The organism is Mesorhizobium sp. M2A.F.Ca.ET.046.03.2.1 (assembly GCF_003952425.1).
Classification (GTDB): domain Bacteria; phylum Pseudomonadota; class Alphaproteobacteria; order Rhizobiales; family Rhizobiaceae; genus Mesorhizobium.
This window is the reverse complement of sequence record NZ_CP034449.1, coordinates 879,160-903,034: the sequence shown is the minus strand read 5'-3', so window position 1 is coordinate 903,034 and position 23,875 is coordinate 879,160. Positions and strand designations below refer to the sequence as shown.

Below are 23,875 nucleotides of genomic sequence, written 5' to 3'. Positions count from 1 at the left end.
GGTGGCCTGGAGGCTCGCTCTACAGCCGCGGCCCCGCCACCATGCGCGCGACGCGCGCCATGTCGGCGCTCATCTCGCGGTCGTCGTCGAGCGGGGCGACCAGCGCCCGCACGGCTTCGTAGCTGCGCCGCGGTCCTTCGCCCATCGAGTCCAGCACGCCGCGCAACTGCACGCCGGTGGCCGCGAAGATCAGCTCCATCGCCACCAGATAGCGCAGGCGCTCGATGATGCCTGCCGTCTTGGCCACGACGCGCGGCGCCATCGACGACTGGTCCTCGACGCCGTCCGAAATGGCCAGGGGGCTGAGCGACATCGGATTGGCGAGGTGCCGGATCTCGGCTTCGAGCGCGGCGACCGGCTTCTGCAGTTCCGCAAAGCCCTGGCGGCTGCCGCCTTTCGCCGACAGGAAGCGCGGCAGTTCCGCGACCGTCGGCGACATCAGCTTCATCGAGCGGTTGGCGGTGCCGACCGCGCAATGCGCCAGCGCCTGGCCCAGATTTTCCCAGGTCAGCGTGAAGGCGGTCAGGTCGAAATTGCCGTTGGAGACGACGCGCTCGGCCTCAGGCAGGATGACCGGATTGTCGCCTGAATGGCCAAGCTCGATCTCCGTCGCCAGTTTCGCCTGCTCATAGGCATGGAGGAGCCCGCCCCACACTTGCGGCACGCAGCGGAAGCTGAGCGGATCCTGCAGGCGCCGCGCGGCGTTGTCGTGCCACAGCCCGCTGCCCACAAGCTCGGCCCGCAACCGCGCGCCGATCTCGACTTGGCGGAAGGCGGGCCGCGCCGCAAGCGCATCCTCGTCGATGGCCTTGAGCGACGCCCGGAATGCCTCGTAGTTCAGCGCCACCGCCGCCAGCGACCAGTCGATCAGGCAAGCGACCTCCTCAAGCGCGAGGCACGCCGTTCCGGTCGAAAGGCTGTTGGCGACGATGATGGCGTGGCCGTCCTTCTCGCGCAGGTCGAGCGGTTCGAGCCCGGCGAGCTTGAGCGCCTCGGCCGATGGCATGATCCTGCCCTGATATTCGCTCTCGCCGTCGCCGCGCAGCGCCCGCGCCAGATGGCCGAGCGGCGCGAGGTCCGCTGCGCCCACCGAACCCCAGCTTGGAATGACCGGATGGACGCCTGCGTTGAGCGCCGCGAGCAGGCCGAGCACCACACCCTCCGAGGTGCCGGTGCCGCCCGCCGCCATGCCGCAGATGCGCGCGACCATCAGCGCCCGCACCGCCTCGGTCGGCAGCGATGGACCGGCGCCCATCGAATGGCTGAGCGGCACACTGTGCTGGAACGCGATCAGGTCCGCCTGCGCCAGCGGCGTGTCGACACAGGCGCCGAGCCCGGTGGTGACGCCGTAGAGGGGCTTGCCGAGTTGGGTAAGATGTTCGATCAGCGCCCTGCTTGCGCGGATGCGGCGCATGGCTTCCTCGCCGAGCACGAGCCGGGCATTGCGCCGCGCGATCTCGGCGACATCTTCCGTGCTGAGCGGCTTGGCGTCGAGAACGATCACTCTGGCTGTCATCGGGCTATTCCTTGGGCCTCCGGGAATGGTGGCCGAACGAATGCAGGATATCCGGCATCGCAGCCGGCCATTGTCGAAAATCCGCCGTCGCGATTGCCGTTATCTTTCTTCAGCTAGCGGCGCGGCGGCGACAAATGCCCGGTACGGGAAACTTTTGCGCGACTGGTGATTTTGGATATGCTGCGGATCCAAACTGCCAGAAGGTTGCCGTCGATGATGAAGTACCTGACCCTCTCTGCGCTCGTGCTGGCCACGGCCGCGACCGTGTCCGCCCAAGCGGTTGCGGGCGAAAGGCATCATCATCGCCATTATCAGCCGGTCGAGCGCGAGCGCTACGTTCCGGCCAGCGACGATCTTCTCTATCAGCTCTTCGGCGGTCCGCGTTACTACGACCGGCAGCTGTTCACCACCGCCGCTGGCGCTTGCTCCTACGGCCGCGTCGCGCCGGACGCGAATGCGATCAACAAGATCAACGACCACCATTGCGGGAAGTAGCCTTCGACCCATACTGACGGGTGCACACATTCTCGCGAAACATTGTATACAATACCTAAGAAAGATGTTGACAATCCGCCCTAGGCGGTTTCCCTTAACGCTATCCGCGCAGCCTTTGAGCAAAACACAAAGCGCGATAACAAGGGGAACTACTGATATGATCAACCGTCGCTCGACTCTGAAATCCATGGCGCTCGGCGCCGTCTCGACCCTGGCCATTGCCGCTGTCGGCATTTCGTATGCGCAGGCTGAAAACAAGGAACTGAAAATCGGCTTTGTCGGCGTCACCAGCGGCCCGGCCGCCGCCTGGGGCACCTCGAATGTGCGCTCGATGCAGACGCGCGCCGCCTGGTTAAACGAGACCGGCGGCGTCAAGATCGGCAACGACACCTACAACATCAACATCGTCACCTTCGACGACCAGAAGGACCCCAAGCGCGCCATCGCCGGCATGGAGAAAATGGCGCAGGAAGGCATCCACTATGTCGTCGGCCCGAATGTCGATGACGGCGCCGCCGCGGTGCGCCCGGTCGCCGAGGCCAACGGCATCATCTATTTCCCCTACGCCTTCCCCAAGGCGCTCTACCAGAAGCCGGCTTCCAATGCTGTGCTGGGCATGATCGCCAATTACCAGTCCGGTCCGGCGATCTATAGATATCTGAAGGAAAACAAGGGCGTGAAGAAGATCGCCTTTGTTGCGGCGAATGAATCCGACCCGCTCAGCCAGCGCGACTCCGGTGTCGAGGCGGCAAAGGCTCTCGGGCTGGAAGTCGTCGCCCAGAACGACACCTACCAGAACGACACGCGCGATTTCACCCCGGTGCTGACGCCGATCGTCGCCCTGAAGCCCGATCTGCTCGTCCTGTCGGGCGTTGCGCCCGCCAACGCGCCGCTGCTCATCCGCGCCGCGCGCGAGCTTGGCTATGAAGGTCTGATCTCGACGGAAACCGCGCAGGACGCCAAGGTGCTGGAAGAGGGCGCCGGCGAATACGCCAACGGCTTCATCTCCGTCGGCGGCGCCTCCACGCCGGAGATCGCTTCGGACGAGATGAAGGAATTCGTCACCCGCTACACCAAGATGTTCGGCGAATACAACGACGAGTCCAACACCAAGGTCTACGCGCTGGAATACATCCTCGACACGCTGAAGGCCAATCCGGCGGCCATCAGCGATGTCGCCGAATTCAAGAAGACCATGGACACCTTCACCGCGCCCAATCCCTTCCTGAAGGGCGACGCGAAGCTCAGCTATGTCGGCGCGACGTCCTTCGGCCAGAAGCGCCAGCTCTCGGTGCCGATGGTGGTCAACGAATACAAGGACGGCGCTTTCCAGACCCTGTTCGTCGGCTCCGTCGACTAGCGTAACCTTCGAGCGTATTTCCTCAAGCTTGCCATGGGGTCCGGTCGATAGGCCGGACTCGATGGAAGATCGAAGGTATCCATGGAACAGGTCATCGCCAACGGATTGTATCTCGGTGCCCAATATGCGCTGATCGCGCTGGGGCTGACCCTGATCTTCGCCCTGATGAACGTGCTCAATTTCGCCCACGGCCAGATGTATGTGCTGGGCGGGTTCATCACCTACACCGTCTACGGCCAGCTCGGCCTGCCTTTCGTGGTGGCGCTGCTCGCCTCGGGCGTGACGCTCGCCGTCATCGGCGCGCTGATGGAGAAATTCCTCTTCCGAACCGTCATCCGGCGCAGCCATCGCGAGGAAAGCACCATGCTACTGGCCGCCGCGACCGCCTTCTTCTTCGACGCCGTCATCCTGCTTCTGTTCGGCGAGAAGCAGCGCGGCGTTCCCAAAATCGTCAAGGGCGTGTTCAACGACGTTGGCATCATCATGCCCTACGACCGCATCGTCGTCGGCGCGCTGGCGATAGTCTTCATCGCGGCGTTCGTGCTCTACATGCAGTACAGCCGGGTCGGCCGCGCCATGCGGGCGCTTGCACAGGACCGTGTCGCCGCCCAGCTTATGGGCGTCCGCGTTGACCGCTATTCGATGATCGGCTTCGCCATGGGCGCCATGCTAGCGGGCGTCGTCGGCGGGCTGCTGGTCACCATCACCGGTGTCAATTCAGGTATTGGAGGGCCGATCTCGATCAAGGCTTTCCTGATGGTGATGATCGGCGGCGCCGGCGTTGTCGGCGGCGCGATCGCCGGCGGTTTCATCCTCGGCATGATGGAGTCGGTCGGCCTCACCGTGCTGCGCGAATATGGCGACGTCACCTATCTCGTCATCTTCGCCGCCCTGATGGTGTTCCTGTCGGTCCGCCCCAACGGGCTGATGGGCAAGCCCTGGGGTTGATGGCGCCATGACCGTCAATCGCAACACCAGGATCGCCGCGGTCGTCGCCTTCCTCGCGATCGTCTTCATCGCCGTGCCGGCTGCGATCTCGTCGAGCGGCCGCTTCGACCTCTACTACACGCTGACCTCGGTGGCGCTGCTCAGCATCGCCAGCGCCGGCGTCTGGCTCACCTTCTACATCGGACGCATCAATATCGGCCAGGGCGCCTATGCGCTGATGGGCGGCTATGTCTCGGCCATACTGGTGATGAACCATGGCTGGTCGTTTTGGCTGACGCTGCCAGCCGCAGGCCTGTTCTGCGCCGCCGCAAGCGTGCTGATCGGCCTGCCGATCCTGCGCCTGCGCGGCGTCTATTTCGCCATGGTCACGCTGGTGCTGACCGAGGTTGCGCGCCTGCTCGCTCTGGCGCTGCCGATCACCAACGGCGCCAAGGGCATCGTCAGCATCCCGCTGCCCGGCGCGCTGTCGGTCTTCGGCATCACGCTCATCCCCGATTTCGCCACGCTGCAGAATTCGCGGCTCGCCTTCTACCTGCTGGCGGTTACGCTGATGGTGGTCTGCTTCGCCATCATGTACCGGCTGGTCAATTCGCGCATTGGCAAGCTGTGCCAGTCGCTGCAGCAGAACGAGGAGCTCGCCTCCTCGATCGGCGTCAACATCGCCTATCTGCGCGTCATCGCCTATGCCGTCTCGTCCTTCTTCGGCGGCGTTTCCGGCGCCATCTTCGCCGCCATCTCGCAGTCGATCTACCCGTCGAGCTTTACGGTCACCGATTCCGTCAACTTCATGCTGAACTGCTTCCTCGGCGGCCTCGGCTATGTGTTCGGTCCGATGCTCGGCACGCTGGTGCTCTATTTCGGCTGGGACCTTCTGTTCCAGACCGGCCAGTTCCAGCTGCTCATCTATTCCGCCCTGATGATCGTCCTGATGCTGGTGCTGCCCAACGGCCTGCTCAGCCTTGCCGAAACGACCCGGAAGAAGGGTTGAGCCATGGCCGAAATGCTCGAGGTCTCGCGTCTCACCAAACGCTTCGGCGGTCTGGTCGCGGTCAACGACGTCTCCTTTTCGGTGCGCGAGAAAGAGATCCTGTCGGTGATCGGTCCGAACGGCGCCGGCAAGTCGACTTTGTTCAAGCTGATCTCGTCTTTCCTGCGCCCGACGACAGGCGAGGTGCGCCTGAAGGGCGAACGCATCTCCGGCCTCGCGCCGCACATCGCCGCCCGCAGGGGCGTGGTGCGCACCTTCCAGGAAACCACCATCTTCAAGAACATGAGCGTGCGCGACAACGTCATCATCGCGCACCATCTGCGCTCCAAGGCGAGCCTGTTCGGCTTCTTCCTCGGCACCGGCACGGCAAAAGCCGACGAAGCGGCTTTCGGCCAATCGGCCGATGAGATTCTGGCGCTGCTCGGCCTCTCCTCGCTAGCTTATGAGATTGCCCGCAACCTGCCGCATGGCCATTTGCGGGCGTTGGGCATCGCCATCGGTCTCGCCACCAATCCTTCCATCCTGCTGCTCGACGAACCCTTCGCCGGCATGAACCATGACGAAACGATGCGCATGGTCGAGATGGTGCGGCGTCTGCGCGAGCGTGGCCTGACCATACTTCTGGTCGAGCATGACATGCCGGCTGTGATGAAGATTTCGGACCGGCTCGTGGTGCTCAATTTCGGGCAGAAGATCGCCGAGGGAACGCCGTCGGAGATCCAGGCCAACGACAAGGTGATCGAGGCCTATCTCGGCAGCGAAGACGAGGCGATCGGCCTATGAACCAGATCCTGAACTTCGCGAATGTCGAGCTCTATTACGACCACGTCTACGCGCTGAAGGGCGTCTCGCTCGAGGTCAACGAGGGCGAGACCGTCGCGCTGATCGGCGCCAACGGCGCCGGCAAATCGTCGATCCTTCGCGCCATCACCGGCCTGCGCAAGATCCGGTCCGGCGAAATCCATTACAGCGGCAAGCGGATCGACGGCGCCGCGCCTGACGAGATCGTCAAGATGGGTATCGCCATGGTGCCGGAGGGACGCCGCGTCTTCCCCTATATGTCAGTCAGGGACAACCTCCTGATGGGCGCCTTCACGCGCACCAGCAAATCCGAGATCGCCGCATCGATGGAGATGGTGCTGGGCCGCTTTCCGCGGCTCAAGGAACGCTTCTCGCAGGCCGCCGGCACGATGAGCGGTGGCGAGCAGCAGATGCTGGTCATCGGCCGCGCGCTGATGGCGAAGCCGAAACTGTTGCTGCTCGACGAGCCGTCGCTGGGCGTCGCGCCAAAGCTCGTCCAGGACATCGCCCGCTCGATCGTCGCCATCAATCGCGACGAGAAGGTCAGCGTGCTCCTGGTCGAGCAGAATTCGCGTATGGCGCTGCGCATCTCGCAGCGCGCCTATGCGCTGACCACCGGCAGTGTTGCGCTGAGCGGCAACTCCGCCGAACTGCTGACCGACGACCGGGTCAAGCGTCTTTATCTCGGCGGCGAGATCTGAGGCTGATTGGCATGCGCATTCTCGTCATCAACCCCAACACCACCCAGTCGATGACCGCCAAGATCGGCGAGGCGGCGGCAAGCGTCGCCTCCGGCCCGACAGAGATCGTCGCCGTCAATCCCGCCGACGGCCCGCCGAGCATCGAAGGTTATTTCGACGAGGTCTTCGCGATACCCGGCATCATCGCCGAGATGGGCAAAGCACAGGCCGACGCCTATGTCATCGCCTGCTTCGACGATACCGGCCTCGATGCCGCGCGTTGCGCCACCGAGGCTCCCGTCATCGGTATCGGCGAGGCGGCGTTTCATATGGCGAGCCTTGTCGCGGGCAAGTTCAGCGTCGTCACCACGCTTGCCCGCTCGGTGCCGGCGATCGAGCACAATCTGGCCAAATACGGCCTCGCCTCGCGCTGCGCCAAGGTGCGCTCATCGGATGTCGCCGTGCTTGAGCTCGAACGTCCGGGTTCGAATGCAAGACATCGGATATCGCAGGAGATTGCGCGCGCCATTCGCGAGGACCATGCCGAGGCGATCGTGCTCGGCTGCGCCGGCATGGCCGACCTGGCGCGCAGCCTGTCCGAGGAGCATGGCGTTCCGGTGCTGGACGGCGTGGTCTGCGCCGTCACGCTGGCCGAGAGCCTGTTCAAGGTCGGCTTGAAGACATCGAAGATCGGCGGCTATGCGGCGCCGCGCGGCAAGCAGTTTGCCGGTATATTCGCCTCGCTGTCGCCGGCCGACTGAGACAGGTCGTGTAAGGCTGGTTGCCCGGGATTGACCACCGCGCAAGCCATATTAGATTGAACCGACCTCTACCAATGGAGGCAAATCAGGCGTGCTACGCCTGCGCGTTGAAGAGCATGTTGACGGTACTCAGGGAAGATGATCGAGAAGACAAGCCGGCGGCACGCTGGTCGCCGATCTATTATGGGCTGAGGGACGCCATCGTCAGCCATCGCCTCGCGCCGGGCACGAAGCTGCCGGAAGACGAGCTTGCCTCGATTTATTCGGTGAGCCGCACCGTCGTTCGCGCCGCTCTGCAGGCGTTGGCGCACGACCGCTTGGCACGGCTGGAGCCCAATCGCGGCGCCTTTGTCGCGCAGCCGTCGAAGATGGAGGCGCGCGAGGTGTTCGAGGCTCGGGCGCTGATCGAGCCCAAGGTGGCGGCGCTTGCCGCCAGGGCGGCGGTGCCGTCGGACATCGTGCAATTGCGCCTCCATCTCGAAAAGGAGCATGAGGCGCTGCATGACGGCCGCGACAGCGACGCCATCATGCTGTCGGCGCGCTTCCATGTCGGCATCGCCGAGATCGCGGCGCATTCGGTCTTCACCAACTTCGTGCGCGATCTCGTCTCGCACTCCTCGCTGATCATCGCTCTTTACTGGAAGCGCCGTGACGCAACCTGCGAGAAGCACGCCCATCACGCCCTGGTCGACGCGATCGAAGTCGGCAACAGCGCCGACGCGGCCGCCTTGATGAACAGCCACTTGGTCGACCTGCTGTCGGGACTCGATCTCACGGACAAGGTTGAAAAATCCGACAGTTTGGCGGATCTGTTGCGCGCCTAACCCAACTGGGGACGTTGAGGCGGTTCAGCTTGGTTGCCGAACCGCCCCGGGGAGCCATCTATGCCGTGGCGGCTTGCGAATAGTCCATCTGCTTAAGGTCGGCGATGAGCCCGGGTCCGGTCGGCTGCCAGCCGAGATGCGCGCGCGTCCATTCGCTCGACGCCGGCAGGTCGAGGCCGGCGAACATGGCGAGCCACCCGAAATGGTCCGCTGCCTCGTCCTGCGACAGCGAGACCACCGGCACGTTGAGGCCGGCGCCGATCACTTCCGCGATCTCGCGCATCGGGATGCCTTCCTCGGCAACGGCGTTGTAGCGCACGCCGGCTTCCTGCTTGTCGAGCGCCAGGCGGTAGAGCTTGGCGACATCGAGCACATGCGCCGCCGACCACCGGTTGCGGCCTTCGCCGAGATAGGCCGACACGCCCTTGGCGCGCGTCTGGGCGATCAGTGGCGTGATCAGGCCCTGCTTCACCGTGTCATGCACCTGCGGCAAGCGCACCACCGACACCTTGACGCCCTTCTCGGCCATCGCCGCGCCGGTAAGCTCCGACAGGATGCGCGGATTGGGATGGTCGGTGTTGAAGACGTCTTCTCTCGCCGGCTGTCCGTGTTCGGCGGAGCCCATGCCGACACCCGACGTGATGATGAGCAGCCGGTCCGAGCCGGCCAGCGCGCCGCCCAGCGCTACGATGACCCGCTTGTCCTTCTCGCAATTGGCGACGAAATTCGAGAAATTGTGGTCGAAGGCGGTGTGGATCACCGCATCCGATTTCACCGCGCCGTCGCGCAGGCTGTCGAGGTCTTCGAGGTCGCCGCGATGGGGCTCGGCGCCGGCGGCGATAAGCGACCGCGCGCCGGCCTCGGAGCGGGTCAGGCCAAGCACCTGATGGCCGGCGGCGAGAAGCTCAGGCACGATTCTGGAACCGATGAAACCGGTCGCGCCGGTAAGGAATACACGCATGGGAGTCTCCTGTGGTTGTTCGGAGGCCTTATTTGCGCTATAACTCATTCTGTTAAAGTAGTGACTTTATCATGGTATAATAGCCAACAGGATGGCAATGTCCCTAGCGACCGCCAACAAGGAGACGACCAACAAGCTGGGCGCCTTTCTTCGTGATCGCCGCATGCGTCTCGATCCGGCGGCCTTCGGCTTCGCCACGGGTCGCCGGCGCACACCGGGGCTGCGGCGCGAAGAGGTGGCGCAGCGCGCCAATATCTCCCCCACTTGGTACACCTGGCTGGAGCAGGGGAGGGGCGGCGCGCCGTCCGCCGATGTGCTGAACCGCATCGCCACCGGGCTGATGCTGACCGAGCCCGAGCGCGAGCATCTGTTCATGCTGGGTCTCGGGCGGCCGCCGGAAGTTCGTTACAAAAACGTCGACAGCGTCACGCCGCGCCTGCAGCGCGTCCTCGATGCCTTGGACCCCAGCGCGGCAATCATCAAGACCGCGACATGGGATGTGGTGGCCTGGAACCGGGCCGCGGCAGCGATGCTCACCGACTATTCCAAGCTGCCGCGCGAGCAGCGCAACATCCTGCGCCTGATGTTCGGCAATCCGCGCGTGCGCGACGCGCAGGACGACTGGCGGAGCGTCGCGCGTTTCGTGGTCGCGTCCTTCAGGGCGGATGCCACCAGGGCCGGCGCAGGAGCGGAAATCACCCAGCTCGTCGAAGAGCTTTGCCGGATCAGTCCGGAATTCGAGGCGCTATGGCGCGACAATGACGTCGTCCCCCCGCATGGCGAAGGCCTGAAGCGTCTGCGGCATCCCGAGATCGGACTGATCGAACTGGAGTTCTCGGTGTTCGCGGTTGACGGCCGGCCGGAGCTCGGCATGATCGTCTACAACCCCGCGACGCAGGCGGATGCGGAACGCATTCAATCGCTGATCTCATCGCGCGCCGCAAAGTGATGGTCACCATGTCCGGAACTGCGCCAAAGTGCGGCGGCGAAGCGGAAACAGGGGCACAAAGGCAATCCGGTTAGGGTAATATCCGCCGTCCGACTCCTTCGTGGAAGATGTTTATGACCTTGAATGAGCCCAGTTGGTCGCCCTCCGCGCGCCTTAGCGCCTGCGGCGGTTGGCCAAAGCTCCTCATGAAAGCGCGACGCATGCGGCCGAGATCGCCGAAGCCGGTTTCCCCGGCGATGCGGTCGAGTGGCGCGTCCACAGCCTGCGCGCCGCTTCCAACCATGCATGCAGCTCAAATATCTCGGACACAGCCGGCTCAGTAAACCGTCGGATTTGAAGCGTCAGCTTTGCCGCTGCCTGCCCGATCGCTTCGCGGAAGCCTCGGCGCCGCCCGGCTGCCTGATGTGGTCGATGAAAGCGCGCAACTTCGGCAGCACCTGGTGCCGTTCCGGATAATAGAGAAAAACGCCCGGCGTGGTCACCGCGAAGCGGCCGAGCAGCGCCTGCAGGCGCCCATCGGCGATCGGCGCCTCGGCGATCGGACCAGGCACCTGCGCCAGTCCGATGCCCTGGATCGCCGCGCCGAGCAGCGAAGGATAGTCGTGCGCGATCAGCGGTCCGGAGACGATCGCCTCTATCGTCTTGTTGCCGTCGACAAAGGACCACGGCGCGACCGAACCGTTGGAGCGGCGTAGGCGCAGGCAGGCATGGTCACGCAAATCCTCGATGCGCTCCGGCGCCGCGCGCCGGCGCAGATAGTCGGGACTGCCGACCACTACCATCGGGAAGGACGGCGTCAGCCGCACCGCGACCATGTCGGGCGCGATCAGATCGCCCATGCGAATGCCGGCATCGAATCCTTCGGCGGCGAGATCGGCCAACTCGCCGCTGGCGACGATCTCCAGCTCGATCTCTGGATAGGCCTGGCAGAAGGAGGCGATCATCGGCTCCAGCAACACCGGCACCACGGCCGGCGGCACCGAAAGGCGCAACAGCCCGGCCGGCCGCTCGCCCATCCCGCGCGCGATCTCGCTCGCGGCGATCAATTCCTCGAAGGCCGGCCGGGCGCGGGCGAAAAAGCGCTCGCCGGCTTCGGTGAGACCCACGCTACGCGTCGTGCGGATGAAGAGCGCGGCGCCGATGCGCGCCTCCAGCGTGCGTATCGCCTGGCTGATCGCTGACGGGGTGACGGCAAGCTCGGCCGCCGCCTTGCGGAAATTGCGGTGTTTCGCGACACTCAAGAAGGCCTCGACGCCGTCGAGGGCGCCATGCCTGACTGTGAAGTTCTGCTTCATGACCCATCGACATTATCGCGGATAGTGGTTCGCAGAAAGCGGTTGTATTTCTTCCATGAGCTTGGAAGCCTGAAGGGAATTGGCAATGACCGACGAACTCGATCGCGTGCGCGATCACTATCGCGCGACCGGCCTGACCGATCGATTGAAGACGGCGCTGGCGGTCTTTGGGCCTGAGGAAGAGCGGCTGAAGCCCGAGCAACTGGCGGCGCTAGACCAGTTCCACACCCGCGGGCTGGCCGCGACCGCCGAGCTCGCCGAACTTGCCGCCATCACCACCGGCATGTCGGTGCTCGACGTCGGATCGGGCGTCGGCGGGCCAGCTCGCTTCCTGGAGGCGACCTATGGCTGCAAGGTGACCGGCGTCGATCTCAGCGAGCCCTTCGTCGAAGCCGCGCGCTATCTGACCGCGCGGACCGGGCAGGACGGCAGCGTGTCGTTCGAGACCGGCAGTGCGTTGGCGCTGCCCTTCGAGGACGGCCGCTTCGACGCCGTGCTTCTGCAGCATGTGGCGATGAACATCGCCGATCGGCCGCTGCTCTACCGCGAGATCAAGCGCGTGCTGAAACCCGGCGGAAAATTCGCCACCTTCGACGTCGTGCTGAATGGCGGCGATCCTCTTTATCCGGTGCCGTGGGCGAAGACGCCGGGCGAAAGCTTCCTGCTGACCGCAGAAGCGACTTGCGAGGTGGTTGAAGCCGCCGGCTTCGGCACGCTGGTCCGCCGCGACGACACGGCCATAGCCAAGGCCTGGTTCGCCGAACTCCGCGCCTCCGGTCCGCCGTCGCTCAATCTCGGCGTCGTCATGGGGCAGGGTTTCGCCGAACTCACCACCAATCTCGGGCGCAATCTCATGGAAGGGCGGCTGGGCATTCTGACAGCAGTGTTCGAAGCCGTTCCCCCCAAGGCTTTATAGGAGGTGCGGATGTCACCGGCGATGATCCTGAACATCCAACTTGGGCTCGGCTACGTGCCATGGCTTCTTTGCTTCACCGCCTATATCTGGCCGAGGCTGAGATCGATGGAGCCGGTAGAAGCGCAGCGCGCGATCGCCACGCTGCACAGCTTTCGCTTCTTCGGGCTCGTCTTCCTGATCCCGGGCGTTGTCGGCCCCGACCTTGCTCCTGGCTTCGCAAGCTTCGCCGCCTATGGCGACTTCGCCACCGGCCTGCTCGCCATGCTGGCGTTGCTCGCGGCGAAGCGGCCCGCGATCTTCTGGCTGCTCGTCGTCGCCTTCAATGTCGTGGGCGTGATCGACCTTGTCGGCGATTACTATCATGGCGTCATGCTCGACCTTCCTGGCCATGCCGGCCAGTTGGGCGCGACCTACGCGATCCCGGTCATCTACGTGCCGCTGCTGATGATCACGCATGTCGCGGCCTTCTATCTGCTGGCGCGTTCGAGGCGCCATCAGCCGGCAACGGCCTAATACATGGGATTTGCCATATGCTTGGGCGCAGGCCATTCGCCCGTGATTTCGGGCTGCACCGGGCGCTCGAGATAGGTCGACAGCACGACGTAGCTGCGCGTCGAGGTGACGCCGGGCGTGTCGTAGAGACGGGCGAGCAGGCCTTCGAGCGCCCGCGTGTCCTCTGTGCGCACCTTGAGCAGCATGCAGGTGTCGCCGGCGACCGTGTGGATCTCCTCGACCTCCGGATATTTGGAGACCGCCATCAGCTCCGGCGTCTTGCCCCAGCCCCTTGTGTCGATATGCACGAAGGCGAGCAGCGGCTTCTTCACCGCCCTTGGATCGATGATCGCCGAGGTGGCGCGGATGGCGCCGCTGCGCTTCAGCCGCTTGACCCGCTCATGCGCCGCCGGCGGCGACAGGCCGACTCGCTCGCCCAGATCGGCGTAGCTGATGGTCGCGTCCTCGACGAGAACGCCTAATATCTTTCGGTCGATCGGGTCGATCTCGCGGGCCGGTTGCTTGTTCCGCTGAATGTCATCTGTTTCTGCGTCCATATGGAAATTCTCCTTTGATGCGGAATTTAATTCGGTCATTATGATGATATGTCGAACAGCAATCAATCAACTTTTATAACCTTGGCGCCGCGCGCGCCGATTCCGGCCGCCGCCTATCTGCTGACCGGCTGCATCGCCGTCATCGGTTCTAATTCGCTGGTTCTGGGACCGATCGCGCCTGCCGTCGCGGCGTCGTTCGGCGCCAGCGTGCCGGCGGTGATGACGGCTGCCGCCGCCTTCGGCCTCGGCACATCGGCCAGCGCGCTCTTCCTTGCCCGCTATATCGACCGCATCGGCGCGCGCCGCATGTTGCAGGGCGCGTTGCTGCTTCTGGCCATCGCGCTGGTCGCCAGCGCGTTGGCGCCGACGGTGACGACGTTGGTGGCGGCCCAGCTCGTCGCCGGCATTGCCGCCGGCATCGCCATGCCGGCGATCTACGCCAGTTCGGCCGCGATCGCGCCGCCCGGCCGCGAGAGCGGCACCATCGGTGTCGTGCTGACCGGCTGGACGCTCTCGATGGTCGCCGGCGTCTCGCTGTCCGCGGTGCTCGCCGATCTCATCCATTGGCGGGCCGTCTTCGCGGCGGTGGCGTTGCTGGCGGCAGCAGCTGTTGCCGGCCTGGCGATGAGCTCTCTGCACGACACTAGGAAAAGCGGTCCCGCGCCGTCGCCGCTCGGCGCGCTCGCTGTTCCCGGCATTCTGCCGCTGCTCATTGCCTGCGGCGCCTTCATGATCGCCTTCTATGGCGTCTATGGCTATCTTGGCGATCATCTCCATGAAGCCCTCGGCGAGCCGGTAAGCGCCAATGGCCTGGCGGCGGTCGCCTATGGCCTGGGCTTCGGCGCGGCCGCCTTGCTGGATGGCGTCATCGATCGGCTCGGGGCGCGCCGCGTCATGCCCTTCGCCTATCTGCTGGTCGCCGCCGTCTATGTCGCGATCGCGCTGGCCAGCACCGCCTTCGGCCCCTTGATCGCGACGATCGCCGTCTGGGGCTTGGCCAACCATCTCGGGCTGAACGTGCTGGTCATGCGCCTCACCGCGCTCGACCCGTCGCGGCGCGGCACCATCATGGGACTGAACAGCGCGGTCACCTATCTCGCGGTCACCGTCGGCACGGCAGGCTTCGGCCCGCTCTACACGAGCCTCGGCTTCGCCAACAGCGCCCTGGTCGCCGCTGGATTGATGCTGGTGGCGGCGGGCGCGGCGGCATGGCGGTCGTCCACCCGGCAATAGGCTTGCATCTGCGTTCACACCTTCGCTAAGGCTGGCTTGTGAACCGGAGTCGCAGCCGATGAAGACGACGCTCGAGATCACCGCCGAGCCCCTGCCGCGGGACCTTGCTTTCCTGGGCGAAAGTCTCACCGCTTTCAATGATGATGACGTCGGCCCCTCAGGCAGGAAGCCTCTCGTTGTCTTCGTGCGCGACGAGCATGACGCCGTCATTGCCGGCATATCCGGCTACACCGCCTGGGGCTGGCTTTACGTGCAGTGGCTGTGGGTCGACGAAAGGCTGCGCGGAAAAGGCGTTGCCGCCGGCATGCTCGACGCCGCCGAACAGGAAGCTGTCGCGCGCGGGTGCCATGGCGCCTGGATCGACACGTTCAATCCAATTGCCGAAAAGGTCTATCGGCGTGAGGGCTATCAGCCGTTCGGCGAATTGCCGGATTTCCCGATCGGCCGCCGGCGCGTCTTCCTGCAGAAGAAGCTGCCTTAGAGCAATTCCAGGGAATTGTGGAGCGGTTTTCCGTCCGGAATTGCGCAAAACAAACTAGTTCCTCAACACATTGGTTTTGAAACATTGCAGGCTTGTCGGTCAAGGCTATCAACGTCCGCTGGGGTAGTCGGCGCAAACGTTGGCGATGAGCTGGAGGCTTCTGAACCTCGTCATTCTAGGGCGGAGCAAGGAGCGCAGCGACGCGCGCAGACCCTAGAATCCATGCCGTTACCTGGACCGAAGTGTGCAACGGTGCAGAATTTCTGGACCGCCGCGGCGCTTCCAATTCACGGCATGGATCCTCGGGTCTGCGCGCGTCGCTTCGCTCCTTGCTCCGCCCGTGGATGACGACCGCGACAGGCGTCTCGGCCAATCGCCAAGGCGTGGGATCTACCAACGCACCCTAACCAACCGGTCAAAACTTCTGTGTTAAGGAACTACCCCGCGAGCTTTCCGCCGCGCAGCGGCTCTGGCGCGCCGGTGGTGCTCGGAAAGCTGATCGGAAGGCCGCGCAGCACGCGTACGGCGAGGAAAGCAAAACATTCCGCTTCCACCGCGTCGCCCTTCCATCCGAGCGTCTCGGCCTGCACCACTTCGACCCCGGCGCGGCTTTCGAGCATCGCCATCATCGTCGGGTTATGGCGGCCGCCGCCGCTGACCGCCAGCCGCTTCGGCCGGCGCGGCAACAGGTCGAGCGCCTTGCCCACGGCCGACACAGTGAAGGCCGTCAGCGTCGCCGCGCCGTCCTCGGCGTTCAGCCCCTCGGCCATCGCCGCGGTGAAGTCGAAGCGGTCGAGCGATTTCGGGTAGGGCTTCGTCAGGTAGGGATGCTGCAAGAGCCTGGCGAGCCGTTCCTCATCGACCCTGCCGGCAGCCGCCAGCCTGCCGTCGCGGTCCATCTCGCCGAGGCGCTTCGCCTTGATGAAATCATTGACCGGCGCATTGGCCGGCCCGGTGTCGAAGGCGACGATATTGTCCTTGCCGTCCCACCAGGTGATGTTGCCGACCCCGCCGAGATTGAGCACGGCGGTGTTGCCGCTCGGATCGGCTTCCTTGAGCAGCGCTGCATGATAGGCGGCCGCAAGAGGCGCGCCTTGCCCGCCCGCCGCGACATCCGCCGAGCGGAAGTCATAGGCCACCTTGGTGCCGAGCAGCGAAGCCATCAGCTCGCCATCGCCGAGCTGGCGCGTGCGACCGATCCGCCCCGGCTGCGGCGCGCGATGCAGCACCGTCTGGCCGTGGAAGCCGACGACGCCGATCTCGGCCATGCGCATGCCCTGGCTCTCGACCAGATCCTTGACCGCCGCCGACTGCGCCCGCGTCAGCGCCTCCTCTGCCTCGCGAAAAATCGCCGGCTCCGCTCCCTCGAAATTCCAGGCGCGGGCTTGGCGCAGCGTCTCTTCGAGCAAGGCGCGGATTGATTGCGGGTAAGGGGCCAGCGTGTATGTGCCGGTGTCGGCGATGCGCTCACCATCCGTCTTGATCAGCGCCACGTCGATGTTGCCGTCGAGCACCGTGCCGGTCATCAGCCCGACGGCCCAGATTGGTTCCATGGTCTTGTTCCCTAATCGTCGTCCAACCACGTGTCGGACGGATCGGCGCGGCAGGCAAGTCTTTCGGCTCGCCCTTGCCGGCGGCCTTTTGCGCCAAATGGCGAAAATCGAGCAACCACGTTCTTGCCTCTTGCCGCCGAAGGCGCGAGCCTGCACGACCGTTGCCGACCTGTCTCAAGGAGAAAATGCCATGGCAGCCAATATCGCAGTGATCGCGGGCGCCGGCTCCGGGCTCAGCGCCTCGCTGGCGCGGCTTCTCGCCAGGGAGGGCTTCCGCGTCGTCCTTGCCGCGCGCAATGTCGACAAATTGGCGACGCTGGCGAAGGAAACCGGCGCGCTGGCCGTCGAAACCGATGTGTCGGACGCGGCCTCCGTCGAGCGGCTGTTCGAGACGGCCGACAAGGCAGGCCCGCTCGAGATCGCGGTCTTCAACGCCAGCGGCCGCACACGCGGGCCGATCGCCGACCTCGATCCCGAGGCGGTCAAGCAAGCTTTGCTTGTCGGCGCTTATGGCGGCTTCCTGGTCGGCCAGCAGGCGGCGCACCGGCTCTTGGCGCGCGGCTCGGGGTCGATCCTGTTCACCGGCGCCACGGCGAGCCTCAAGGGCTTTTCCGGCTCGGCCGGCTTCGCCATGCCGAAATTCGGCCTGCGCGGGCTGGCGCAATCGATGGCGCGCGAGCTTTCCCCGAAGAACATTCATGTTGCGCATTTCATCATCGACGGCCAGATCGAGCCGGCCGGACAGGCGCCAGAGCCCGACCGCCCGGACCGCCGCCTCTCGCCCGACGCGATCGCCGAGACCTACCTTGCGGTCCATCGCCAGCATCGCAGCGCCTGGAGCTTCGAGGTCGAGCTGAGACCTTGGGTCGAGACGTTCTGACGACCCACTACAGGACTCTTCAACAACGCGCCCCGCCGCGAGCTGCGCTATTTTAGAAGATCTGCATATTTGATGATGCCATTTTAGCGATCTGCAATGTAAAAAGGGGAAAAATAAAAGATACCTTTACTTAACTTCGGCGTGCATACTGCGGACTGGTCAGATCTGTTGTCCGGCTCTCCTGCGCGAATTGAGAATGGGCATGCCGCTTACACGTCGCACGCTGTTTGCAGCCGGAGGCGGAGGGCTGCTGGTCGCGCAGGCGCAAGCCATGGCCACGCCGGCCAAGGCGCAAGACGCTCCAAAACCCATCGTGAGCGACAACAAGCTGCGCATCGCCATGCCGGCTTTCGCCTCCGATCCTTTCTTTCCGGCCGACGGCTCAGGCGACAAGGGTATCGACATGGACCTTGCGCGCGGCATAGCCGCCGAGCTTGGCGTCGAATCCGTGTTCGACCGGTCCGCCGTGACCTTCGATGGCATGGTGCAAAAACTGATCTCCGGTCAGGCGGACCTGGCAATCGGCAAGCTCAGCCGCACGCTTCAGCGCGGCCGCTCGATCCTCTATTCACGCCCTTATGCCATGCTGCATCAGGGGCTGCTCGCCAATCGCGTGAACCTGGCGCGCATCACGCAAGGCAAGCCGCCCGAACAGATCATCCGCGATTTCTCCGGCGATCTCGGCGTGATCGAAGGCTCGTCCTTCGCCACGTATGCGGCGGCCACTTTCCCGCACGCCACGATCCAGCGCTTCGCGGGCTGGAACACGGTCATCGACGCGATCCGCAATGGCACGATCGACCTTGCTTATCGCGATGATTTCGAGATCAAGAAGCTGATGGTCGATGACCCGTCGATGACTGTCGTCGCGCGCTCGATCACGCTGACGGACAAGGTCGACACAATCGCGGTCGGCGTTAGCCCGGCCAATCCGCATCTCGCGGCCTTTGTCGATCTCTATCTCGATCTGGCAAGGGGTCAGCAGGTCCTCAACACCGACGAGATCATTGCGCGCTATCGCCAGGGGAGCAAAGCCTGACAATGGCCGTCTCGGATGCAGCCGCACCCATGCCTCTCGATTGGCGCCTGGCGGCAAAGCGCATCTTGCGCTCGCCGTTGACGACGATCATCATGATCCTGGCCGGGATTCTGTGCGGACTGTACTACCCGACCTTCGCCCATGCGATCAGCCCCGTGGCGCAGGTCTACCTGAATTTCCTCAAGATGGTCGTCCTGCCTTACCTGGTCTCGTCCGTCATCTTCTCGATCACAGCCATGGTTCAGGACCCGAAATCGGTCCGCTATCTCGGTAAGGTGGGTATAGCCGTGTTGGTCGTGTCATTTCTCGCCGTGCTGGTCAGCGGCACCTATTCGCTGATCCTCAAGCCGGGCCAGATCGAGAACCCACAGTCGCGCATCGAGCTCGGCGAATTCATCAATTCGCAAGGCAGCGTCTCCACCGATCTCGCCTTCCCGTTCCAGCCGCCACCGCCCACCGCCGATCCGAACGGCGGACATTCGATCTTCCTGGACCTGGTGCCGAACAACGTTTTCAACGCGCTGGCCTCGGGCCAGACCATCCAGGTCCTCTTGTTCTGCCTGCTTTTCGGGCTGGCGATGGGCAAGATTCCCCAGCCCTCGTCGCTGAGCCTCTCACAGGCGCTCAACGCGGTGTATCGGGCCTGCACGGTGCTGACCAACTGGTTCGTCTGGGGACTGCCCTTCGCAACCTTCGTCCTGATCGCCGACCAGACCGCGTCGACCGGCACCAAGCCGCTGATGCTGATGGGCGGCTATCTGCTGGTGATGGGCCTTTCCTGCCTGACATTCCTCGCCGGCGCGTTCGCGATTATCGCCATCAGGTCGCGGCGAAGCTACTGGGCCACGATCAAGACCCTTCAGCCGCTTCTGATGGTTGCCATCACGACGCGCTCCACCGTCGCGTCGCTGCCCTGGGTCATCAATCTTTTGAGCGAGCGGCTGCGCTTCAACCTGGTGGTGGTCGAGCTGCTCGTGCCGCTGCAGGCGGCGCTGCTGCGGACCGGGCCGGCGCTGGTCTACACATCCGGCGCCCTGTTCATTGCCCAGCTCTACGGCCATCAGCTGGCGATCCCGGACCTCATGCTTGTCGGCGTCGTCTCCGCGCTTCTGGCGCTGACGACAGGCGGCATGGGCAGCCTGCTCATCCTCTCGCAGATGTCCATCGTCTGCGGCTATCTGAAGCTTCCCTTCGAGGCGGCGTTCGCCCTGTTCGTCGCGGTGGACGCGGCCGTGGACACGCTGATGACGCTGTCCAGCGTCTCCACCGTGGCGGCAAGCACGGCAATGATCGCACCCAGCCATCGGGAGACGGTGCAGAGCGCTGAAACCGTCGCGCAAGATCTCGAAGCCGAGCCCGCCCGATGATCGACGACGCCATCCGTCCGCAGCTCGGCATCATCGGCGGTCTCGGGCCGCTGGCATCGGCCGACTTCTACGTCAAGCTGACGCGGATGACCGAGGCGCTGCGCGACAACGAGCATGTGCCTTCCGTCATCCTCAGCGTGCCGCAGCTGCCCGACAGGACCGAAGCGATCCTCAGCAACCATGACGGGCCGCTGGCCCCGCTGACCGCTGCGGTCTCGACGCTCAACGCGCTCGGCGTTGCCTGCATCGCCATGCCCTGCAACACCGCCCATCATTGGTACGACAAGCTGGCGGCGAACTCGTCAGCCGAGATCATCCATATCGGCGACGCGGTGGTGGCGGAAATCCGCCGCGGCCTGGACCGGGGCAGGGTGGCGAACCTCGCAACCCCGGGCACCCTGGTTTCCGGTTTCTATCAGCACAGGATAGCGGCGGCGGGCTTCGACCTCTGCCTTCCGCAGGATGCCGAGTTTCAGGAACGCGTCGACAGCGCGATCATGCTCGTCAAGGCCGGTTCGATCGCGCAAGCCGCGGCCGAGACCGAGCGCGCGCTTCATCTCGCGCAAATGGCCGGCGCAGATGTCGCCCTACTTGGCTGCACCGAACTGTCCGTCGTGGCAGCCAGCCTCGGCGACACGAACGGACTGGTCGTCGTCGACAGCAATGCGGCGCTGGCGCGGGCCAGCCTGCAACGGTTGGGCTACCCTGTGCAGGAAGCGCGAGGCCTGCCCACCGTCTCGTCGCTGCCGGCAGACGGCCGGCCGTCCTTGCGTGTCACACGGCGGGCTTCCTAATGCATGGCGCCCAGAACTGTGCAGCGGTTCTGGGACAACGACATGCATCAAACAAAGACTTAAGGCCGCGTCGCCAGAATCCGGTTCGGCGCGACGAGCTTTAGACGCGCAAGTTTCCATCGCCTTGCCGTCGATATCCGCTTGCCAGCGGCCGATGTGCTCCAAGTCATAAAATCTTTGAGAGAATATTTTCCGCCTCCCGTCCGAGAGGAAATGCGCTTCTTTGCCCGAGCCGGCAGCATTGGTGATGCTTGATATCAAGGCTTCGCATCCCGCCAGGCCCAAATGATTTCAGGATTGCAAGGAACGCATCATGTCCGAACCCGGCAACGCTTCAAATTCTCTCGTTACGTCAATCACCAGGCGCGCCGGACTGGCGGCGCTTCTCGCCACGACATTGGCCGTCATCGGCCTCAACGCGCCGTCGTCGTCCTTCGCCGAGGAGAAGAAGGCGATCAAGGTCGGCATCATCAGCGGCGAGGATGAGGATGTCTGGCGCGTCGTCACCGCCGAGGCGGCCAAGAAAGGGCTGACCATCGAGACAGTCGTCTTCAACGATTACACCCAGCCCAACGAGGCGCTGGAGCGGGGCGAGATCGACGCCAACGCCTTCCAGCACAAGCCCTATCTCGACAACCAGATCAAGACGCAAGGCTATCATATCGTGCCGGTCGGCTATACCGGCGTCTGGCCGATCGGGCTCTATTCGAAGAAGCACGCCAAGGTCGCCGACCTGCCGGAAGGCGCTGTCATCGGCCTGCCCAACGACCCGTCCAACGAGGGCCGCGCGCTGCACGTGCTGGAGCATGAGGGCCTGATCAAGCTGAAAGACGGCACCGGCATCCTGGCGACGACCGCCGACATTGCCGACAACCCGAAGAAGCTCGAGATCAAGGAGCTCGACGCCGGCATCGTCGGCCGCTCGGTCGACGATCTTGACGCCGCGGTCGTCAACACCGACTGGGCGCTGAAGAGCGGCCTCGGCCCGGAAAACCGCATCGCGCAGGAGCCGGTGGCCGACAATCCCTACCGCAACTTCATCGCGGTCAAGATCGGAAGCGAGAACGAGCCCTGGGTGAAGACGCTGGTCGCCTCCTACCAGAATGAGACGGTCAAGGCCGAGTTCGACAAGGTCTACAAGGGCACCGGGATCAGCGCCTATTGACCGGCGCATGGTTGGCAGAAATGGGCGGTCCGCTGTTGAGCGGGCCGCCGTCGCGTTTGCGTGACACTGAAACGGAAACAGAGATGAACCAGCATGTCACCGCCGGACTTGCCGACCCGGTCCGCGTCGAGCCGACCGGGCGGGAAGACGTTGTCCGCCTCGTCGATCTGAAGCGCCGCTTCGGCGCGACGGCGGCGCTCGACGGCGTCTCGCTGACCGTGAAGAAGGGCGAGATCCTCGGCATCATCGGCCGCAGCGGCGCCGGCAAGTCGACGCTGATCCGCTGTCTGAACGGGCTGGAGCGGCCGGATTCCGGCGAGGTCTTCATCGAGGGGCGCGAGATCAGCCGCCTCGGCGAGCGCGAGTTGCAGCCGCTGCGCCGCCGCATCGGCATGGTGTTCCAGCATTTCAATCTCTTGTCGGCCAAGACCGTCGAGGACAATGTCGCGCTGCCGCTCAAGATCGAAGGACGCCCGCGCGCCGAGCGTGTGGCCCGCGCGGCCGAGCTGCTGCAACTCGTCGGCCTGTCGGAGAAAGCCAAGGCCTATCCCGCTTCGCTGTCGGGCGGCCAGAAGCAGCGCGTCGGCATCGCCAGGGCTTTGGCCGCACGGCCGGCGCTGCTCTTGTCGGATGAGGCGACATCGGCGCTCGATCCGGAAACTACGCGCTCGATCCTGGCGCTGCTCAAGGACATCAATTCCAGGCTCGGCCTCACCATCCTGCTGATCACGCATGAGATGGAGGTGATCCGCTCCATCGCCGATCGAGTGGCGGTGATCGATGCCGGCCGGATCGTCGAGGAGGGCGCCGTCTGGCAGGTCTTCGCCGATCCGAAGTCGGAGATCACCCGCAGCCTGCTCGGCGGCATCCGGCCGCAACTGCCGCCCGAGATTGCCAGCCGGCTGGTTCCGGGCGAAGGGGCGGAAACGATCCTCCGGATCGACGTCGCCGGCGAGGCGGCGCGTCGCCCGCTGCTGTCCGAGCTTGGCGCCAGCGTGCACGGCGCGTTCCGGCTTGTGCATGGCGGCATTGACCATGTGCAGCAGCAGCCGGTCGGCACGTTGTTCGTGGCGCTCCCTGGAGCCGACGCTGCCCATCTGGCGGCGGTTATCGCTTTCCTGAAGAACCGCGGCGCGCGGGTGGAGGTGCTTGGCCATGTCGCCGGTCCTGTTTGAACTCCTGCTTCGTTCGATCTGGGAGACGGTGCTGATGACCGGCGCGTCCGGTCTGATCTCGCTTGTCTTCGGCCTGCCGCTCGGCCTCGCTCTGGTCGCCACCGATCGGGGCGGCATTGCCGAAAGTCTTTGGATCAACCGCCTCCTCGGTGCCGTTATCAATGGCTTCCGTTCGGTGCCGTTCATCATCCTGCTGGTGGCTCTGATCCCGGTGACGCGGCTGATCGTCGGCACCTCGATCGGCACCTGGGCGGCGATCGTGCCGCTGTCGATCGCGGCGACGCCCTATTGCGCGCGTATTGCCGAAGTGTCGCTGCGCGAAGTGGACCACGGGCTGATCGAGGCGGCGCGCGCCATGGGCGGCAACCGCTGGACGATTATCCGCGAGGTGCTGGTGCCGGAGGCGCTGCCGGGCATCGTCGCCGGCTTTACCGTGACACTGGTGACGCTGGTCGGCGCCTCGGCCATGGCCGGCGCCATCGGCGCCGGCGGTCTCGGCGATCTCGCCATCCGCTACGGCTATCAGCGCTTCGAAACCAGCGTCATGGTCGCCGTGGTCATCGTGCTCATCGTGCTGGTCTGCGGCATCCAGTGGATCGGCGACCGGCTGGTCGCTCATCTGGATCATCGTGGATGATGTGCGGC

General features: G+C 64.6%; 25 protein-coding genes and 1 pseudogene. 20 read left to right on the top strand and 6 right to left on the bottom strand.

Going from position 1 to position 23,875, the window contains the following annotated elements:
* Positions 1-19: 19 nt before the first annotated feature.
* A complete protein-coding gene (gene hutH, locus EJ072_RS04405; RefSeq protein ID WP_126078732.1) occupies positions 20-1,516 on the bottom strand; it encodes a histidine ammonia-lyase in 1,497 nt (498 codons plus the stop codon).
* Between the two features lie 213 nt (positions 1,517-1,729).
* On the opposite strand from hutH, the gene EJ072_RS04400 reads away from it, so the two are divergent.
* The 8 genes from EJ072_RS04400 (at position 1,730) to EJ072_RS04365 (ending at position 8,373) form a co-directional block, all read left to right on the top strand.
* Positions 1,730-2,011 (top strand): hypothetical protein, encoded by a 282-nt coding sequence (locus EJ072_RS04400; RefSeq protein ID WP_126078731.1) that lies wholly within the window; start codon positions 1,730-1,732, stop codon positions 2,009-2,011.
* Positions 2,012-2,168: 157 nt separating this feature from the next.
* Positions 2,169-3,371, top strand: a complete 1,203-nt coding sequence (locus EJ072_RS04395; RefSeq protein WP_126078730.1) for an ABC transporter substrate-binding protein — start codon at positions 2,169-2,171, stop codon at positions 3,369-3,371.
* An 81-nt stretch (positions 3,372-3,452) separates the two neighbouring features.
* A complete protein-coding gene (locus EJ072_RS04390; protein ID WP_042638857.1) occupies positions 3,453-4,319 on the top strand; it encodes a branched-chain amino acid ABC transporter permease in 867 nt (288 codons plus the stop codon).
* 7 nt (positions 4,320-4,326) lie between these two features.
* Positions 4,327-5,307 carry a branched-chain amino acid ABC transporter permease gene (locus EJ072_RS04385; RefSeq protein WP_126078729.1) on the top strand — a complete coding sequence of 327 codons (981 nt, stop codon included), beginning with the start codon at positions 4,327-4,329 and terminating at the stop codon, positions 5,305-5,307.
* 3 nt (positions 5,308-5,310) lie between these two features.
* On the top strand, positions 5,311-6,090 hold the full coding sequence (locus EJ072_RS04380) for an ABC transporter ATP-binding protein (protein WP_126078728.1): 780 nt from the start codon (positions 5,311-5,313) through the stop codon (positions 6,088-6,090).
* Entirely contained in the window at positions 6,087-6,809 is a 723-nt protein-coding gene (locus EJ072_RS04375; RefSeq protein ID WP_126078727.1) for an ABC transporter ATP-binding protein, read from the top strand. The genes EJ072_RS04380 and EJ072_RS04375 overlap by 4 nt, the downstream gene beginning before the upstream one ends.
* Before the next feature lie 11 nt (positions 6,810-6,820).
* Positions 6,821-7,549, top strand: coding sequence for an aspartate/glutamate racemase family protein (locus tag EJ072_RS04370; protein WP_126078726.1), 729 nt, complete (start codon positions 6,821-6,823; stop codon positions 7,547-7,549).
* Positions 7,550-7,665: 116 nt separating this feature from the next.
* Complete coding sequence (locus tag EJ072_RS04365; protein WP_189343212.1) at positions 7,666-8,373, top strand: GntR family transcriptional regulator; 708 nt, start codon at positions 7,666-7,668, stop codon at positions 8,371-8,373.
* A gap of 58 nt (positions 8,374-8,431) precedes the next feature.
* Here the strand turns inward: EJ072_RS04365 and EJ072_RS04360 are convergent, their stop codons facing one another.
* A complete protein-coding gene (locus EJ072_RS04360) occupies positions 8,432-9,334 on the bottom strand; it encodes an SDR family oxidoreductase (RefSeq protein WP_126078724.1) in 903 nt (300 codons plus the stop codon).
* A 97-nt stretch (positions 9,335-9,431) separates the two neighbouring features.
* Between EJ072_RS04360 and EJ072_RS04355 the strand changes: the two genes are divergently transcribed.
* Entirely contained in the window at positions 9,432-10,283 is an 852-nt protein-coding gene (locus tag EJ072_RS04355) for a helix-turn-helix transcriptional regulator (RefSeq protein ID WP_126078723.1), read from the top strand.
* Positions 10,284-10,353: 70 nt separating this feature from the next.
* Here the strand turns inward: EJ072_RS04355 and EJ072_RS36495 are convergent.
* Positions 10,354-10,533: pseudogene (locus EJ072_RS36495) on the bottom strand (hypothetical protein); the annotation flags it as partial.
* A gap of 91 nt (positions 10,534-10,624) precedes the next feature.
* Positions 10,625-11,578 carry a LysR family transcriptional regulator gene (locus EJ072_RS04345; RefSeq protein WP_126078721.1) on the bottom strand — a complete coding sequence of 318 codons (954 nt, stop codon included), beginning with the start codon at positions 11,576-11,578 and terminating at the stop codon, positions 10,625-10,627.
* Positions 11,579-11,663: 85 nt separating this feature from the next.
* On the opposite strand from EJ072_RS04345, the gene EJ072_RS04340 reads away from it, so the two are divergent.
* Both EJ072_RS04340 and EJ072_RS04335 read left to right on the top strand, forming a co-directional pair.
* Entirely contained in the window at positions 11,664-12,494 is an 831-nt protein-coding gene (locus EJ072_RS04340; protein ID WP_126078720.1) for a class I SAM-dependent methyltransferase, read from the top strand.
* Positions 12,495-12,503: 9 nt separating this feature from the next.
* Positions 12,504-13,007: a hypothetical protein gene (locus tag EJ072_RS04335; RefSeq protein WP_126078719.1), complete on the top strand. Its 504-nt coding sequence runs from the start codon at positions 12,504-12,506 to the stop codon at positions 13,005-13,007.
* Here the strand turns inward: EJ072_RS04335 and EJ072_RS04330 are convergent.
* A complete protein-coding gene (locus tag EJ072_RS04330) occupies positions 13,004-13,543 on the bottom strand; it encodes an Lrp/AsnC family transcriptional regulator (protein WP_126078718.1) in 540 nt (179 codons plus the stop codon). The two genes, EJ072_RS04335 and EJ072_RS04330, sit on opposite strands and share 4 nt — an antisense overlap.
* A 48-nt stretch (positions 13,544-13,591) precedes the next feature.
* Here EJ072_RS04330 and EJ072_RS04325 point away from each other — a divergent pair, with 48 nt between their 5' ends.
* Both EJ072_RS04325 and EJ072_RS04320 read left to right on the top strand, forming a co-directional pair.
* Positions 13,592-14,776, top strand: coding sequence for an MFS transporter (locus tag EJ072_RS04325; protein WP_126078717.1), 1,185 nt, complete (start codon positions 13,592-13,594; stop codon positions 14,774-14,776).
* A gap of 58 nt (positions 14,777-14,834) precedes the next feature.
* The gene (locus EJ072_RS04320) at positions 14,835-15,257 is read left to right on the top strand and encodes a GNAT family N-acetyltransferase (protein WP_126078716.1); all 423 of its coding nucleotides are present in this window, start codon (positions 14,835-14,837) and stop codon (positions 15,255-15,257) included.
* A 437-nt stretch (positions 15,258-15,694) separates the two neighbouring features.
* On the opposite strand, the gene EJ072_RS04315 is transcribed toward EJ072_RS04320, so the two are convergent.
* Positions 15,695-16,810 carry an anhydro-N-acetylmuramic acid kinase gene (locus tag EJ072_RS04315; protein WP_126078715.1) on the bottom strand — a complete coding sequence of 372 codons (1,116 nt, stop codon included), beginning with the start codon at positions 16,808-16,810 and terminating at the stop codon, positions 15,695-15,697.
* A gap of 190 nt (positions 16,811-17,000) precedes the next feature.
* Between EJ072_RS04315 and EJ072_RS04310 the strand changes: the two genes are divergently transcribed.
* The 7 genes from EJ072_RS04310 (at position 17,001) to EJ072_RS04280 (ending at position 23,867) form a co-directional block, all read left to right on the top strand.
* A complete protein-coding gene (locus tag EJ072_RS04310) occupies positions 17,001-17,690 on the top strand; it encodes an SDR family NAD(P)-dependent oxidoreductase (RefSeq protein WP_126078714.1) in 690 nt (229 codons plus the stop codon).
* Between the two features lie 202 nt (positions 17,691-17,892).
* Positions 17,893-18,729, top strand: coding sequence for a transporter substrate-binding domain-containing protein (locus EJ072_RS04305; RefSeq protein ID WP_189342594.1), 837 nt, complete (start codon positions 17,893-17,895; stop codon positions 18,727-18,729).
* Between the two features lie 29 nt (positions 18,730-18,758).
* Positions 18,759-20,096, top strand: a complete 1,338-nt coding sequence (locus EJ072_RS04300) for a cation:dicarboxylase symporter family transporter (protein ID WP_245467180.1) — start codon at positions 18,759-18,761, stop codon at positions 20,094-20,096.
* A complete protein-coding gene (locus tag EJ072_RS04295; RefSeq protein ID WP_126078712.1) occupies positions 20,093-20,890 on the top strand; it encodes an amino acid racemase in 798 nt (265 codons plus the stop codon). The genes EJ072_RS04300 and EJ072_RS04295 overlap by 4 nt, the downstream gene beginning before the upstream one ends.
* Positions 20,891-21,203: 313 nt before the next feature.
* Positions 21,204-22,055 (top strand): MetQ/NlpA family lipoprotein, encoded by an 852-nt coding sequence (locus EJ072_RS04290; protein ID WP_126078711.1) that lies wholly within the window; start codon positions 21,204-21,206, stop codon positions 22,053-22,055.
* A gap of 83 nt (positions 22,056-22,138) precedes the next feature.
* Positions 22,139-23,230 (top strand): methionine ABC transporter ATP-binding protein, encoded by a 1,092-nt coding sequence (locus tag EJ072_RS04285; RefSeq protein ID WP_126078710.1) that lies wholly within the window; start codon positions 22,139-22,141, stop codon positions 23,228-23,230.
* The gene (locus EJ072_RS04280) at positions 23,211-23,867 is read left to right on the top strand and encodes a methionine ABC transporter permease (RefSeq protein WP_126078709.1); all 657 of its coding nucleotides are present in this window, start codon (positions 23,211-23,213) and stop codon (positions 23,865-23,867) included. Before EJ072_RS04285 ends, EJ072_RS04280 begins: the two co-directional genes overlap by 20 nt.
* Positions 23,868-23,875: the final 8 nt, after the last annotated feature.